Raw genomic sequence first — 14,232 nt, forward strand, 5'->3', positions numbered from 1 at the left:
CCTGATCTGCGGGCTCGGCAAACAAATGAATGCGCCATTCCTAAACATCGATCAGCCGGCAGCTGACCGCATCGCACGTCCGGGCAGCGGCGGCGCAACGATTGCCCTGATCGTGCCTGTCCACAATGAGGAAGGCGCAATTGCTCCATTCCTGAAGGCGGTATGCGAAAGCACCGCGCCGCTGAAGGACAAAGGCGTTGCCCTCGAGTTCATCTTCGTCAACGACGGCAGCAGCGATACGACGCTCGAAAAGCTGATCGAAGCCCAACAAACCGATCCACGCATCCACGTAATCGACCTTTCACGCAATTTCGGCAAGGAAGCCGCGATGACCGCGGGGCTCGACAGCTGCGATGCCGATGCAGCGATTCCGATGGATGTCGATATGCAGGATCCGCCGCATGTCATTCCGCTGCTTGTGGAAAAGTGGCGCGAGGGTTTTGAGGTTGTTCTGGCCAAGCGAGCCAATCGGTCGAGCGACAGCTTTCTCAAGCAGCGCTCCGCCTCGATGTTCTACCGCGTTCACAACTGGATCGCGCAGCAGAAGATCCCGCACGATGTCGGCGACTTCCGTTTGATCGACCGCCAGGTCATCCAGGCGCTGCGGTCTTTGCCCGAACGCCGTCGTTTCATGAAGGGCCTGTTCGCCTGGGTCGGGTTCCGCACCGCAAGCGTCGAATATGTCCGCGATCAGCGCATCGCCGGCCAGTCGAAATTCTCCGGCTGGAAGCTGTGGAACTTCGCGCTCGAAGGCATCACCAGCTTCTCCACCGCTCCGCTTGAAATCTGGACCTATGTCGGCGCGACGATTTCCGCGCTGTCGTTCCTCTACGGCCTGCTGATCGTCGCCAAGACAATGATCTTTGGCGTTGATGTGCCCGGCTACGCCTCCCTGCTGGTCAGTGTTCTTTTCCTTGGCGGCATCCAGTTACTCGGCATCGGCATCATCGGACAATACCTCGGCAGGGTCTACGCCGAGATCAAGCAGCGTCCGATCTACATCGTGCGCCGCAAATATGAGGGAATGAGCTGATGGAGATCGACGCCTACCGACAGATGGCCGCCACCGAAGACGAGCATTGGTGGTTCTGCGGGCGTCGCGCCATCGCCGAGGCGGTCATTCGCAGCATCGGCCTGCCTGAAAACGCGCGCATCGTCGAGATCGGCGCCGGCACCGGCGGCAACATCCGGATGCTGGAGCAGTTCGGCGCAGTGACGGCAGTCGAGATGAGCGATCTCGCGCGCAGGATTGCCTGGGAAAAGACCGGCCGCGACTTCCTCGCCGGACATCTGCCGGACAACATTCCTGTCGCGCCGCAAAGCTGCGACCTCGTCTGCCTGTTCGACGTGCTGGAGCATGTCGCCGAAGACGAGGCGTCGCTTGCCGCGATCCGCCAAGTGCTGAAACCGGGCGGCAGCGTCGTCCTCACTGTGCCCGCACACCAATGGTTGTGGAGCACGCATGATGTGGGGCTGCATCATATGCGGCGCTATTCACGCAATCTGCTGCGTGAACGAATCGAAAGGGCTGGTTTCGCGATCGACCGGCTGAGCTACACAAATGCCGCGCTCTTCCCGGTAGCGGCGCTGGCACGACTGGTGGACAGGTTGCGCAAGTCGGCCTTGCCAGCCGGCCATGCCACGCCGCCAAAACCACTGAATGCGGCGATGAAGGCAGTCTTTTCGGCGGAAGGCCGCATCATACCAAATGCAAGCTTGCCCTTCGGGGTTTCGCTGCTGGCGGTATTCCGCGAGGACAGCGCCGTCGAAACCGCTCGCCTCGACGAGAAATTGGCAGCTTGACCGCGTCATGGGCACCGGCTCGTATCGTCGACTATCGCGCTTTGCGCTGATTGGCATCGCGTCGACGCTGATCTACGCCGTTTGCGCTTTTCTGCTGTCGCGTGGACAGGCAACGGCGGCCCTGCCGGCGGCGCTCACATCGTTTGCGGCCTACGCCGTCGCCGCGCTGTTCTCCTACACCGGGCATAAATATTTCACGTTCACCTCGGGCGGCAGCCACGCTATGGAATTGCCCCGCTTCCTCCTGCTCACCGCTTCCGGCCTCGCCGTCGCGATCGCCCTGCCGGGGCTTTTGACCCAGATGCTCGGCGTCCCTGCCGCAATCCCGATCCTGCTCACCTGCATTGCCGTGCCGGTCATCAACTATGTCGTCCTCGGGCGGTGGGTGTTTCGTGGTCTCTAGCGCGCGATCCCTCAGTGAACTGCTGCCCGGCGCCAACCGCTTCTCGCCCTTTGTGGGCGTAGCGGGTGCTCCGTTGCTGCTGGCCAGTCTGGTCGTCACATACGCCGTCTGGCTATCGACCGTTGCAATTCCGACCAATGTTGACGTGTCGTGGCTTCTGGTCGTCTGCGACCGCCTGCTTGGCGGAGAGCGGCTCAACACCGACATCGTGGAGACCAACCCCCCTTTCTCGATCTGGCTCTACATGCCGTTCATGCTCCTGGAAAAGCTCACTGGCATGCGTGCGGAATTCTGGCTGACGCTTGGCGTCGTTTGCCTGAGCCTGGCCAGTCTTTCCGTTTCCGTCCACATTCTCGCGCGCGATGAACCGGTCTGTCGGCAGCCCCATGCGCTGTGGGCGGCAGCGGCGGCCCTGTTTTTGATCCTGTGTTTCATGCCGGATCAATTCGGCCAACGCGAGCACTTCGCATTGGTTGCCATTCTGCCTTGGGTGGCGTTGCAATGCACACGTCAGCGGAACCTGGATTTCAGCGCGGGCTCGCGCCTGGAGCACATGGTCGCGGGCTTCGGCGCGGCGGTCGTGGTCATGGTCAAGCCGCCCTATTTTGTGCTGGCCTTCATGTTGCCGTCGCTCTGTCTTGCGCTTGAAAGGCGGTCGCTGAGACCGCTCTTCGTCGCAGAGAACCTGGTGGGCGCTGCGATCGTGGCCGCCTATATCGCGTCCATCGCGCTCTTCGACCGCGCTTACGTCAGCGACGTCCTGCCCTTGGTCAGGGAGGTCTATCTTCCGTTGAGGGCCTCTGCCGCCGATATGCTGGCAAACTGGCCGAAAGTGGTGCTGCTTCTGGCCGCCGCCACCGTGCTTGCGGCCGGCGGCCTGAGAAAGACGAACTGGGACGTCAGGATTCCGCTCCTGACCGCCCTGGGGTTCATTCCGGCCTTCATCGTCATGGGCAAGGGTTGGCCCAATCACGCGCTGCCGATGGTCGTTGTTGCGACACTTGCATTTGGCATCCAGCTTGTGCGGTTCGGCACATTCGGCAGTGCAGGCTTCGTTCGCAAGGCCGCCCTGATCTTCGGCTGCGTGCTGGTGCTGCAAATAGCGGTCAGGGCACAGTACGCGGCGCTGACGACGGATAACGGCCCGATCGCCCGGTCTGTCGCCGCGATCCGCGCAACGGTCGAAACCCCGACCATCATGTCGATTGCCGACCAGATGCAGGTTGCCCATCCCCTCGCCAGGCTGGTCGGCGGCAGGTTCACATCACGCCATCCGAGCGCCTGGGCGGTCTCCAACGCGGACACGCTCGCCCGCGTCACCGGCGATCTCGAACGGAGACCGGAACTTGAAAGCATCCGCGATCGGGTGATCGGCGAAAACGCCGCCGAGATATCAGCGAAGAAGCCCGATATCGTGCTGTCAGGCTCGCCCGCGTGGACTGCCCTGATGCTGCAGGACAAGCGGATCCAGGTCGCCTTGGCCGACTATCGTCTGCTGCACGCCGAGCCGGAAATCACTGTCTATCTGCGTTACACGGCGCCTGCGCCGCTCCAAACCGATTGAGCAGGAGCCCCCGGAAACCCATGACACGGCTGGATCCAATCGCTCCGCTGGACGACATATGGCTCGATCTCGAGAGCCTCGGTGCAACAGCATGAGCGTCTCGAACGACATTGGCGGCTTGAGCCGCTGGCGCGACCGGGATATTGCGGCGTCGCTGCTTCCTAGCCGCAATGTCCTGGCCATTGCCGCAGTCACCGTCTTCTCGATCTTCTGGCAGCGACGTTGGGGGACTGTTCCCGACACTAGCTGGCTGATCACGGTCTGCGAGCGTATGCTGTCCGGTGAGCGGCTTTACTCGCAAATCTACGAGACCAATCCCCCATTCAGCGTCTGGCTCTATCTGCCGCCAGTGGCTGCGGCCAGATTGCTGGGCACCGCCCCGGAAATCCTGGTTGAGGCCTGGACATACCTTGCCGTGCTTATCGGGCTTTCGCTCTCGGGCGTGATCGTCAAGCGTGCGGGTTTCACCGAAACTGCATCATTGTTTGCACTGGGGCCAGCGTTTTGCGCAATGTTGGTGGTCTTCCCCGGAAATGCCTTCAGCGAGCGGGAGCATATCGGCATGGCACTTTTCATGCCGCTGCTTGCGCTTCATGCCTGGCGCGCGCGCAGAGATGCAGCTGCCCAACCAGACCCCGGGCTCGCCGTACTCGCCGGCCTGTCGGGCAGCATTCTGCTGCTGGTCAAGCCCTACTATGCGATCATGGTGTTGGCGCCGGCGCTGGTCGTTGCAGTGCGCCGGCGCAGTCTGAAATCGATCTTCGCCCTGGAACACTGGGTCATTGGCGGAATCTGCGTTGTCTATCTCAGCACGGTCACGCTGATCCATCCGGAATTCGTGCGCGACATCTATCCCCTCTTGGCGGATGTTTATGCAAAGATCGGCATCTTTTGGCCGATTGTGATCGGCTACGGTTTCTCGTGGTGTTTCCTTGTCTTCCTGATCTGGTGGCTGTGGCCGGCCAGGCGGTTTCCAGAGCTGGCGGCGGTAGCGTTGGCTGCATCGATCGCCGGCATGTTTCCCCTGTTCTACCAAGCCAAAGGCTGGTCTTATCATGCCTATCCCGCGATCTTTTGCGCTGTGGCAGCCATTTTCTGCCTGCTGGCACTGCCCAGGATCGTGCAGCAGCCGTCGAAGCTGTTGACGTTCGTGACGGCTCCTTCGCGAGCTTGGGCATTGGCGGCGGTGGCAATCGCTTTCTTGCCCTATTGGAGCACCCAGAAACCAGGGCCGGCACTGGTTGCCGCAATTCGCGCCGCCACCGATCGGCCGACCGTAGCGTTGGTCAGTTCGGATATTTCCTCGGGACATCCGTTGAACCGTATGATCGATGGGCAGTTCGTTTCGACCCACGTCAGCGATTGGCTTGGAGCGTTCGCACTTTCCCTGTCCCGGCAGGCAGCTCTCTCGGGTGACACCGCCGAAGCCACGCGTTACCGAGCCATCATGGCGCGCTACGTCGAAAGCAAACGCGAAGAGTTCGCGCGTCTGCGCCCGGATATCGTCGTCTTCAAGAAAAACAACACAATGTGGACAAGCCAACTGATGGGGCGTTTTGGCTTTGACGCCATCCTGGCGCACTACCGCATTCTTATCGAGGACGAGACCGAGCGCATCTATCTGCGCGACGATTATGTCCGCCCGGGCCACCGGCCACCCGAACAGCCTATTTCGGCATCGTCACCCGTCGCAGCGTCAGATTGATGCGGCCGCCACTCCTGAGCAATGCCGAGGTCGACGGGTAGATACGGTCGACGCCGTGAAAGCAGAGCCGCCCTTCGCCGCCAAGCACGACGACGTCGCCGCTCCTCAGCCTGAACGATTTGGTGGCGCCGTCGCGCGTCGTCTGGCCGACCCGGAACAGGCAATCGTCGCCGAGCGACACCGAGACGACAGGCGCGGAGAAATCGCTCTCGTCGCGGTCCTGGTGAAGACCCATCTTGGCATCCTGCGAATAGAAATTGACCAGGCAGGCTTCCGGCGGGTGCGCATAGGCAGATACATCCCGCCACAGTTCGAGCAGCATCTCCGGGATCGGCGGCCAAGGCCTTCCGGTCACCGGGTGGGTCGGCTGGTAGCGATAGCCGTGCTCCTTGTCGGTGACCCAGCCCAGCGGACCGCAATTGGTCATGCGCACGCTCATCTCCTTGCCGGTACGCGGCATCGCCGGCACGAACAGCGGCGCCTTCTGCACGACCTGCCGGATATCTTCCACCAGCACTTCCTGCATGGCGCGCGACAGGTAGCCGGGCATATGGCGGACGCCTTTGGGCAGTACGAGCATCGCGTCGCTTAATCCGTTGGTCTGGAGAAATCAGAATGCCACCGTCAAATGAAAACGGCGACCCGAAAGCCGCCTCCGACGGTGGCTGCGCGCTTTAACCGGCGATCTGAGATCCGAAGCCGCTTTGGCTGTCACTCATCCCCGACCCGGCCGCGCAGTTTCTTGATCGAGCCGCGCCCGGCCTTGCTCTTGAGCCGTCTTTCGACCGCGCCTTTGGACGGCCTTGTCTTCTTGCGCGGCGGTGGTGGTGGTTCGGCGGCCTTGGCGACCAGTGCCGTCAGCCGCGCCCGGGCGTCCGCCCGGTTCTGCTCCTGGGTGCGGAAGCGTCCGGCTTCGATGACGATGACGCCGTCCTTGGTGGCGCGCTGGCCGGCAAGCTTGATGGTCCGTTCGCGCACCCGCTCCGACAGGCCGGCCGCATTGGCGGCATCGAAGCGCAATTGCACTGCCGTCGCCACCTTGTTGACGTTCTGGCCGCCCGGGCCGGACGAACGGATGAAGTCCTCGTGCAGGTCGCCCGGATTAATCACCGCATCGTCGGTAATGATGATCTTGTCGTCGGCGTTCATGCCGCACTCATGGCGCGGCAGGCGAAAAAAGAAAAGGCCCGATCGAAGCCGGGCCTTGAAGCATCACCAGGGGCGACGGCTATTCAGCCGCTATCTGCATGCGTGGTGCGGCGCCGAGCACGGTGGCGTCGACATGGGCTTCGAACTTTTCGAAATTGTCGACGAACATGCCGACCAGCCTTGCCGCCTGCCGGTCGTAGGCGGGCTTGTCGATCCAGGTCGATCTAGGGTCGAGAATGGCGCGGTCGACGCCGGCAACCGTCACCGGTACGTCGAAACCGAAATTGGCGTCGGTGCGGAAGTCGGCCGCTTTCAGCGAGCCGTCGAGCGCCGCCGCAAGCAGCGCCCGCGTTGCTTTGATCGGCATTCGCTTGCCGGTGCCGTAGGCGCCGCCGGTCCAGCCGGTGTTGACCAGCCAGCAATCGACGCCGTGGCGGGCGATGAGCTCGCGCAGCAGATTGCCGTATTCCGACGGATGCCGCGGCATGAACGGTGCGCCGAAGCATGTCGAAAATGTCGCTTCGGGTTCCGTAACGCCCTTCTCGGTCCCCGCCACCTTGGCGGTATAGCCGGAGAGGAAATGGTACATGGCCTGCGCCGGGGTCAGCCGCGCGATCGGCGGCATCACACCGAATGCGTCGGCGGTCAGCATGATGATGTTCTTCGGGTGGCTGGCGCGCCCCGTCTTGCTGGCGTTGGGGATGAAGTGGAGCGGGTAGGCGCAGCGTGTGTTTTCGGTCAGCCCGCCGTCGTCGAAATCCGGCACGCGGCCTGCGTCGAGCGCCACATTCTCCAGCACCGTGCCGAAGCGCTGGGTGGTGGCGAAGATCTCCGGCTCGGCTTCGGCCGAAAGCTTGATCGTCTTGGCATAGCAGCCGCCCTCGAAATTGAAGATGCCGTGCGGTCCCCAGCCATGCTCGTCGTCGCCGACCAGCGTGCGCGACGGGTCGGCCGACAACGTCGTCTTGCCGGTCCCGGAAAGGCCGAAGAAAACGGCCGCGTCGCCGACGGGCCCTTCATTGGCCGAGCAGTGCATCGGCATCACACCTTTTGCCGGCAGCAGATAGTTGAGCACGGTGAACACCGACTTCTTCATCTCGCCGGCATACGAGGTACCGCCGATCAACACGATCATGTGCGAAAGATCGACGGCAATCACCGTTTCGCCGCGCGTGCCGTGGCGGGTGGGATCGGCGCGGAACGACGGCAGGTCGATGATCGTCAAATCGGGCATGAAATGCTCGAGTTCGGCGGCGGCCGGTCGGATGAGCAGATTGCGGATGAACAAGGAGTGCCAGGCAAGCTCCGTGATCACCCTGGTCGGCAGCTTCAGCTCCTCGTCGGCGCCGCCGACCAGGTCCTGCACATAAAGGTCCTTTCCAGCCGCGTGGGCGCGAAAATCGGCAAGCAGCGTATCGAACTGGATCGGCGAAATCGCTTTGTTGTTGTCCCACCATACATGCGGCGCGGTGCTTTCGTCGCGCACCACGAATTTGTCCCTGGGCGAGCGGCCGGTGTGCTGCCCGGTCTCGGCGGCAAGCGCGCCATGCGCGGTGAGTCGGGCCTCGCCACGGCGGATTGCCTCCTCGTAGAGCGCGGCCGCGCCGAAATTATAGCGCACCACGCCCGTGGTTCTTAGGCCGATCCGATCGATTGCACATGCAGGATTGCGTTTGCCGGCTTCCGACATGGGTGTCCCTTCTTCGATTTACCGCGTCTTTACCGGCGAATTCCGGAACTCCCATTGCAGGAGCTAAAAACGTCAAAACCAGAAAAGGCGAATGATATCAAATCATTAATCGATTTAAATATTTTGAAAGTTGTTTAAATCGTTTATATGTGCAAAAACACTGATGGTTGCCCAAAGGATTGGCGATGTTCATTCGTCCAATCCATATCGAGGTACAATTGTGGCCGTCGACATGCCGTGCGTGACAGCGGATACAGCCTATGCCACATTTTGTACCTAATTTGTCCTGCAAAAGCCCCTTCTCGACGAAAGAAGGGACAGCTCATGAGGGAGCCGCTTGAAATGGCAACAATCGCGCTTGTCGACGACGATCGCAACATTCTGACTTCGGTTTCGATCGCCCTCGAATCCGAGGGTTATCGGGTCGAAACCTACACGGATGGGGCATCGGCGCTGGAGGGACTGGCGGCGCGCCCGCCGAACCTCGCCATCCTCGACATCAAGATGCCGCGCATGGACGGCATGGAGTTGCTGCGCCGGATGCGTCAGAAATCCGACCTGCCGGTGATCTTCCTGACCTCCAAGGACGACGAGATCGATGAACTGTTCGGCCTCAAGATGGGCGCCGACGACTTCATCCGCAAACCCTTCTCGCAGCGTCTTCTTGTCGAACGCGTCCGCGCCGTGCTGCGCCGCGCCAGCACCCGCGAGGCGGCTGCCAAGGCGCCCAACCAGCAGGCTCGGTCGCTTGAGCGCGGCCAGCTTGTCATGGACCAGGAGCGCCACACCTGCACCTGGAAGGGCGAGCCGGTGACGCTGACCGTCACCGAGTTCCTCATCCTGCATTCGCTGGCCCAGCGTCCGGGCGTTGTAAAAAGCCGTGATGCGCTGATGGATTCGGCTTATGATGAGCAGGTTTATGTCGATGACCGCACCATCGACAGTCACATCAAGCGGCTACGCAAAAAGTTCAAGGCCGTCGATGATGACTTCGAAATGATCGAAACCCTTTACGGAGTCGGATATCGGTTCCGCGAAGCTTGAGTCGAGCGGGAGCTGCTATTCGATGGCAGTGCAAGTAGAGCGAGTGAGACGGTCGGGCGCCGCCAGGCGCCCGCCGCGGATTCTGCCCGCCTTCGTGTCGAAAATTACGGTGCCGATGCGCCGGTTTCTCGGCCATCACATCTTTTCCAGCCTGACGCGGCGTATCCTCTTTCTCAACCTTGCCGGCCTTGCCGTCCTGGTCACCGGCATTCTCTATCTCAATACCTTTCGCGACGGGCTGATCGACGCCCGTGTCGAGAGCCTGATGACTCAAGGCGAGATCATCGCCGGCGCGATCGCCGCCTCGGCGACGGTCGAGACCGATTCGATCAGCATCGATCCGGAGAAGCTGCTCGAGTTGCAGGCCGGCGAAAGCCTCGGCCCGGGCTCCGATCAGCTCGATAACCTCGATTTCCCGATCAATCCGGAGCGCGTGGCGCCGGTGCTCAGGCGGTTGATCTCGCCGACGCGGACCCGCGCCCGCATTTACGACCGCGACGCCAACCTGCTGCTCGATTCCCGCCATCTCTATTCGCGCGGCCAGATCCTTCGCTACGACCTGCCGCCGGTCGAAGAGGAACAGCCGGACCTTCTGGAGCGCATCCAGAAATTCGTCTTCGATTTCTTCCGCAACAAGCAGCTGCCCGTCTATCGCGAGCAGCCGGGTGGCAACGGCGCCGCGTTTCCGGAAGTGGTCAAGGCGCTTACCGGCAGCCCGTCGACGATCGTGCGGATCTCGGAGCAAGGCGAGCAGATCGTTTCTGTGGCGGTGCCGATCCAGCGCTTCCGTGCCGTTCTCGGCGTGCTGATGCTGTCGACCGAAGGCGGCGACATCGACAAGATCGTCGCGGCCGAGCGGAAGGCCATCCTGCGCGTGTTCGGCATTGCCGCCCTGGTTACCGCCATCCTGTCGATGCTGCTGGCCTCCACCATCGCCAATCCGCTGCGCCGGCTTTCCGCGGCAGCCGTCAGGGTTCGCCGCGGTGTCAAGAACCGCGAGGAAATCCCCGACTTCTCCGATCGGCAGGACGAGATCGGCAATCTGTCGATCGCCGTGCGCGACATGACCAATGCGCTGTACGCCCGCATCGAGGCGATCGAAAGTTTTGCCGCGGATGTCTCGCACGAGTTGAAGAACCCGCTTACCTCGCTGCGCAGCGCGGTGGAGACATTGCCGCTGGCCAGGAACGACAATTCGCGCAGCCGGCTGATGGATATCATTCAGCACGATGTGAGGCGGCTTGACCGTCTCATCACCGATATTTCCGATGCCTCCCGTCTCGATGCCGAGCTGGCGCGGGAAGATGCGGGAACCGTCGACCTCAAGAAGTTCATCACCGATCTGGTCGCCGTCTCGCGCGAGGCCACGCGCAACAAGAAGGCGGTCGAGATCGAATTCAAGGTCGCCAAACTGCCACAGGGCGTGAAAGGCTACTTCGTCGTCGGTCATGATCTGAGGATCGGCCAGGTGATCACCAACCTGATCGAGAATGCCCGCTCGTTCGTTCCCGAGGAACGTGGCCACATCACCATATCGCTGGCGCGCGCCGGCAAGTTCAACATCGTCACCATCGACGACAATGGACCCGGTATCCGGGCCGATAACATCGATCGCATTTTCGAGCGGTTCTATACCGATCGGCCGGCCGGCGAGGCGTTCGGTCAGAACTCGGGCCTTGGCCTGTCGATATCCAGGCAGATCGTTGAAGCCCATGGCGGCACGCTGAGCGCCGAGAACATCCCGGGCACCAAGCCTGGCGAGATCAAGGGCGCGCGCTTCGTGGTGACGCTGCCGGCGGAAGGCTGACGGATGAATTCCAATCACGCCTGGTCCTATTGTGCAGCCTGAAAATATTCACGGCACCGCGATCCTGATAGGTGATCGCGGCATTCTCATCACCGGACCGTCCGGCTTGGGCAAGACGACGCTGGCGCTCGCCTTGATCGATCATTGCAGCCAGCGTGGGCTGTTTTCCCGGCTGATCGGCGATGACCAGCTCTATGCTGCAGATTGCGACGGGCGGCTGGTCTGCCGCGCACCAGCCAGCATAGCCGGCCTCGTCGAGGTGCCGGGATTCGGCCCCAAACCGATACAGTTCGAGCCAAGCTGTGTGATCGACCTCATTATCCGGCTGGTGCCAGCCGGCAAAATGGCCCGCTTCCAGGAAGACTGCAGCGAACTCGTTGTCGGCGTACCAGTGCCGCGCATCGATCTTGCCGAGCGCAATGTAGCGGCGGCCTTGCCGGCATTGATGTCGCGCCTGTCGATTGCGCCTTTCCTGTGATCCGATTTCGATTTTTTGCTGCAATGCGTCAAATTGGCTTGGGCCGGCGCAATTTTGGGCTTGTCAACGGGCCTTGCGTCGACAAGATAGCGCTCCCGCCACCTGGAACGGTCGGCGAGCATAAAATGCGCCTGTGAAGCGGCGATGACGGGAGCCACCAAAGAATGATCGGACTCGTGCTTGTAACGCACGGTCAACTGGCCGCCGAGTTCCGCAATGCCGTGGAACATGTCGTTGGGCCACAAGACAATTTCGAGACCGTGGCGATCGGTGCCGACGACGATATGGAACAGCGCCGCCGCGACATTATCGAGGCAGTCGGCCGCGTCGATACGGGATCAGGCGTCATCGTTTTGACCGACATGTTCGGCGGCACGCCCTCTAACCTCGCCATTTCCGTGATGGAATCCGGGCGTATCGAGGTCATTGCCGGCATGAACCTGCCGATGCTGATCAAGCTGTCCAGCGTTCGCAAGGGCGACAACATGACGGCCGCGCTGGATGAGGCGCAGGCTGCCGGCCGTAAATACATCAATGTCGCCAGTCAACTCCTGAGCAGCAAATGAGCGCGCTGTTGCCGGAAAAGGACAAGATCGTTCGCGACTTTCCGATCGTCAACCAGCGCGGCCTGCACGCACGCGCCTCGGCCAAGTTCGTTCAAATCGCCAGCGGCTTCAACGCCACGGTCCAGGTCGAGAAGGACGGCGTCAAGGTCGGCGGCACCTCGATCATGGGCCTGATGATGCTGGCGGCGAGCCCCGGTTATTCGATCCGCGTCACCGCCACCGGCCCGGAGGCCGAAGAGGTCATCGATGCGCTGGAGCAACTGGTTGCTTCCCGTTTTGGCGAGGAATGCTGACGTGCTGATCGCTTCTGAAGACATGCACGGATAAAGATTTCTTTATATCCCATTGTCGTCCGACTCCCGATCTGCTAGTCAGGCCGGCACCTCGCGCCCTCCGACACGCTTTCGGGGCGGGCGCGTCCCGCAATCAATTCGCATCGGAGCACTGCCATGACGGGTAGCAAGGACTATGTGGTCGCAGACATCGCGCTTGCCGGCTGGGGCCGCAAGGAGATCGAGATCGCCGAAACCGAAATGCCGGGCCTGATGGCCTGCCGCGAAGAATTCGGCGACAAGAAGCCGCTCAAGGGCGCGCGCATCACCGGCTCGCTGCACATGACCATCCAGACGGCGGTGCTGATCGAAACGCTTAAGGCGCTCGGCGCCGATATCCGCTGGGCTTCCTGCAACATCTTCTCGACCCAGGACCACGCCGCCGCGGCCATTGCCGAGGCCGGAATTCCGGTGTTTGCCGTCAAGGGCGAGACGCTGGAGGACTATTGGGTCTACACCGACAAGATCTTCCAGTGGGCCGATGGCGGCACCTCCAACATGATCCTCGACGACGGTGGCGATGCCACCATGTACATCCTGATCGGCGCCCGCGCGGAGGCCGGCGAGGATGTGCTGTCCAATCCGGGCAGCGAAGAGGAAGAGATCCTGTTTGCCCAGATCAAAAAGCGCATGCAGGCATCGCCCGGCTTCTTCACCAAGCAGAAGGAAGCGATCCGCGGCGTCACTGAAGAGACGACGACCGGCGTCAACCGGCTCTATCAGCTGCAGAAAAAAGGCTTGCTGCCGTTCCCGGCGATCAACGTCAATGATTCCGTCACCAAGTCGAAATTCGACAACAAATATGGCTGCAAGGAATCGCTTGTCGACGGCATTCGCCGCGGCACCGACACGATGATGGCCGGCAAGGTCGCGGTTGTCTGCGGCTATGGCGACGTCGGCAAAGGCTCGTCGGCTTCGCTCAAGGGCGCCGGCGCCCGCGTCAAGGTCACCGAGGTCGATCCGATCTGCGCGCTGCAGGCGGCGATGGACGGTTTCGAGGTGGTCACGCTCGAGGACGCGGCGCCGACGGCCGACATCGTCATCACCACCACCGGCAACAAGGACGTCGTTACCCTCGACCACATGCGCCTGATGAAGGACATGGTGATCGTCGGCAACATCGGTCACTTCGACAACGAGATCCAGGTGGCCTCGCTGCGCAATCTGAAGTGGACCAACATCAAGCCTCAGGTGGACATGATCACCTTCCCGGACGGCAAGCGGATGATCCTTTTGTCGGAGGGCCGTCTGCTCAACCTCGGCAACGCCACCGGCCATCCGAGCTTCGTCATGTCGGCGTCCTTCACCAACCAGGTGTTGGCCCAGATCGAGTTGTACACCAAGCCCGGTCAGTACGAGAACCAGGTCTATGTCCTGCCGAAGCATCTCGACGAAAAGGTCGCGCGCCTGCATCTCGACAAGCTCGGTGCCCGCCTGACCGAACTGTCCGGCGAACAGGCCGCCTATATCGGCGTCACTCCGCAGGGACCGTTCAAGCCGGAACACTACCGCTATTAACCACGGCGAAACTTGCCACTAGATATTGAAGCCGGGCAATTGACTTTTCGCCCGGCTTTATTTTTGCGCTGATTGATTCTTCACGCCGATTCGCGCAAGCGCTATGGTGCTGATTCGCGGTCCGGGGACGAGGCCCGGGCGCACGCATCAGGGCGGTCTTGCATTCAGGCGGC

Annotated in this window: 14 protein-coding genes; 11 read left to right on the forward strand and 3 right to left on the reverse strand. The window is 61.7% G+C overall.

Annotated elements, in window-relative coordinates; genetic code table 11:
- Window positions 1-25 precede the first annotated feature (25 nt).
- The 5 genes from NKI67_RS10965 to NKI67_RS10985 all read left to right on the forward strand — a co-directional run bounded on the left by NKI67_RS10965 (window position 26) and on the right by NKI67_RS10985 (window position 5,475).
- Window positions 26-1,033, forward strand: coding sequence for a glycosyltransferase family 2 protein (locus NKI67_RS10965; RefSeq protein WP_051406152.1), 1,008 nt, complete (start codon window positions 26-28; stop codon window positions 1,031-1,033).
- Complete coding sequence (locus tag NKI67_RS10970) at window positions 1,033-1,803, forward strand: class I SAM-dependent methyltransferase (RefSeq protein WP_023677540.1); 771 nt, start codon at window positions 1,033-1,035, stop codon at window positions 1,801-1,803. The genes NKI67_RS10965 and NKI67_RS10970 overlap by 1 nt, the downstream gene beginning before the upstream one ends.
- A 7-nt stretch (window positions 1,804-1,810) precedes the next feature.
- A complete protein-coding gene (locus NKI67_RS10975) occupies window positions 1,811-2,206 on the forward strand; it encodes a GtrA family protein (protein WP_023677541.1) in 396 nt (131 codons plus the stop codon).
- Window positions 2,196-3,770 carry a hypothetical protein gene (locus NKI67_RS10980; protein ID WP_352645301.1) on the forward strand — a complete coding sequence of 525 codons (1,575 nt, stop codon included), beginning with the start codon at window positions 2,196-2,198 and terminating at the stop codon, window positions 3,768-3,770. Before NKI67_RS10975 ends, NKI67_RS10980 begins: the two co-directional genes overlap by 11 nt.
- A 91-nt stretch (window positions 3,771-3,861) precedes the next feature.
- Complete coding sequence (locus NKI67_RS10985) at window positions 3,862-5,475, forward strand: hypothetical protein (RefSeq protein ID WP_023677543.1); 1,614 nt, start codon at window positions 3,862-3,864, stop codon at window positions 5,473-5,475.
- Here the strand turns inward: NKI67_RS10985 and NKI67_RS10990 are convergent.
- From NKI67_RS10990 to NKI67_RS11000, 3 genes are all read right to left on the reverse strand, one after another.
- Window positions 5,438-6,055 carry an alpha-ketoglutarate-dependent dioxygenase AlkB family protein gene (locus tag NKI67_RS10990; protein WP_023677544.1) on the reverse strand — a complete coding sequence of 206 codons (618 nt, stop codon included), beginning with the start codon at window positions 6,053-6,055 and terminating at the stop codon, window positions 5,438-5,440. The genes NKI67_RS10985 and NKI67_RS10990 overlap by 38 nt on opposite strands.
- 131 nt (window positions 6,056-6,186) lie before the next feature.
- Window positions 6,187-6,624, reverse strand: coding sequence for an alternative ribosome rescue aminoacyl-tRNA hydrolase ArfB (arfB, locus tag NKI67_RS10995; RefSeq protein WP_023677545.1), 438 nt, complete (start codon window positions 6,622-6,624; stop codon window positions 6,187-6,189).
- A gap of 79 nt (window positions 6,625-6,703) precedes the next feature.
- Entirely contained in the window at window positions 6,704-8,314 is a 1,611-nt protein-coding gene (locus NKI67_RS11000; RefSeq protein WP_023677546.1) for a phosphoenolpyruvate carboxykinase, read from the reverse strand.
- 342 nt (window positions 8,315-8,656) lie between these two features.
- Here NKI67_RS11000 and NKI67_RS11005 point away from each other — a divergent pair, with 342 nt between their 5' ends.
- The 6 genes from NKI67_RS11005 to ahcY all read left to right on the forward strand — a co-directional run bounded on the left by NKI67_RS11005 (window position 8,657) and on the right by ahcY (window position 14,059).
- Window positions 8,657-9,358, forward strand: coding sequence for a response regulator transcription factor (locus NKI67_RS11005; RefSeq protein ID WP_023677547.1), 702 nt, complete (start codon window positions 8,657-8,659; stop codon window positions 9,356-9,358).
- A gap of 22 nt (window positions 9,359-9,380) precedes the next feature.
- A complete protein-coding gene (locus tag NKI67_RS11010; RefSeq protein ID WP_023677548.1) occupies window positions 9,381-11,165 on the forward strand; it encodes a sensor histidine kinase in 1,785 nt (594 codons plus the stop codon).
- A gap of 31 nt (window positions 11,166-11,196) precedes the next feature.
- Window positions 11,197-11,643, forward strand: coding sequence for an HPr kinase/phosphorylase (locus NKI67_RS11015; protein ID WP_023677549.1), 447 nt, complete (start codon window positions 11,197-11,199; stop codon window positions 11,641-11,643).
- A 164-nt stretch (window positions 11,644-11,807) separates the two neighbouring features.
- Window positions 11,808-12,209 (forward strand): PTS sugar transporter subunit IIA, encoded by a 402-nt coding sequence (locus NKI67_RS11020; RefSeq protein ID WP_023677550.1) that lies wholly within the window; start codon window positions 11,808-11,810, stop codon window positions 12,207-12,209.
- Window positions 12,206-12,502 carry an HPr family phosphocarrier protein gene (locus NKI67_RS11025; RefSeq protein WP_023677551.1) on the forward strand — a complete coding sequence of 99 codons (297 nt, stop codon included), beginning with the start codon at window positions 12,206-12,208 and terminating at the stop codon, window positions 12,500-12,502. Before NKI67_RS11020 ends, NKI67_RS11025 begins: the two co-directional genes overlap by 4 nt.
- A gap of 156 nt (window positions 12,503-12,658) precedes the next feature.
- Window positions 12,659-14,059: an adenosylhomocysteinase gene (gene ahcY / locus NKI67_RS11030; RefSeq protein ID WP_023677552.1), complete on the forward strand. Its 1,401-nt coding sequence runs from the start codon at window positions 12,659-12,661 to the stop codon at window positions 14,057-14,059.
- Window positions 14,060-14,232: the final 173 nt, after the last annotated feature.

This window comes from Mesorhizobium sp. M0408 (assembly GCF_040321495.1).
GTDB lineage: Bacteria > Pseudomonadota > Alphaproteobacteria > Rhizobiales > Rhizobiaceae > Mesorhizobium.

What these genes read in the sequence shown, in the direction of transcription:
- arfB (WP_023677545.1), bottom strand. Translation starts at nt 6,624, where the DNA reads ATGAACGCCGACGACAAGATCATCATTACCGACGATGCGGTGATTAAT.
- NKI67_RS11000 (WP_023677546.1), bottom strand. Translation starts at nt 8,314, where the DNA reads ATGTCGGAAGCCGGCAAACGCAATCCTGCATGTGCAATCGATCGGATC.
- NKI67_RS11020 (WP_023677550.1), top strand. Translation starts at nt 11,808, where the DNA reads ATGATCGGACTCGTGCTTGTAACGCACGGTCAACTGGCCGCCGAGTTC.
- NKI67_RS10965 (WP_051406152.1), top strand. Translation starts at nt 26, where the DNA reads ATGAATGCGCCATTCCTAAACATCGATCAGCCGGCAGCTGACCGCATC.
- NKI67_RS11010 (WP_023677548.1), top strand. Translation starts at nt 9,381, where the DNA reads ATGGCAGTGCAAGTAGAGCGAGTGAGACGGTCGGGCGCCGCCAGGCGC.
- NKI67_RS10970 (WP_023677540.1), top strand. Translation starts at nt 1,033, where the DNA reads ATGGAGATCGACGCCTACCGACAGATGGCCGCCACCGAAGACGAGCAT.
- NKI67_RS11025 (WP_023677551.1), top strand. Translation starts at nt 12,206, where the DNA reads ATGAGCGCGCTGTTGCCGGAAAAGGACAAGATCGTTCGCGACTTTCCG.
- ahcY (WP_023677552.1), top strand. Translation starts at nt 12,659, where the DNA reads ATGACGGGTAGCAAGGACTATGTGGTCGCAGACATCGCGCTTGCCGGC.
- NKI67_RS11005 (WP_023677547.1), top strand. Translation starts at nt 8,657, where the DNA reads ATGGCAACAATCGCGCTTGTCGACGACGATCGCAACATTCTGACTTCG.
- NKI67_RS10985 (WP_023677543.1), top strand. Translation starts at nt 3,862, where the DNA reads ATGAGCGTCTCGAACGACATTGGCGGCTTGAGCCGCTGGCGCGACCGG.
- NKI67_RS10990 (WP_023677544.1), bottom strand. Translation starts at nt 6,055, where the DNA reads ATGCTCGTACTGCCCAAAGGCGTCCGCCATATGCCCGGCTACCTGTCG.
- NKI67_RS10975 (WP_023677541.1), top strand. Translation starts at nt 1,811, where the DNA reads ATGGGCACCGGCTCGTATCGTCGACTATCGCGCTTTGCGCTGATTGGC.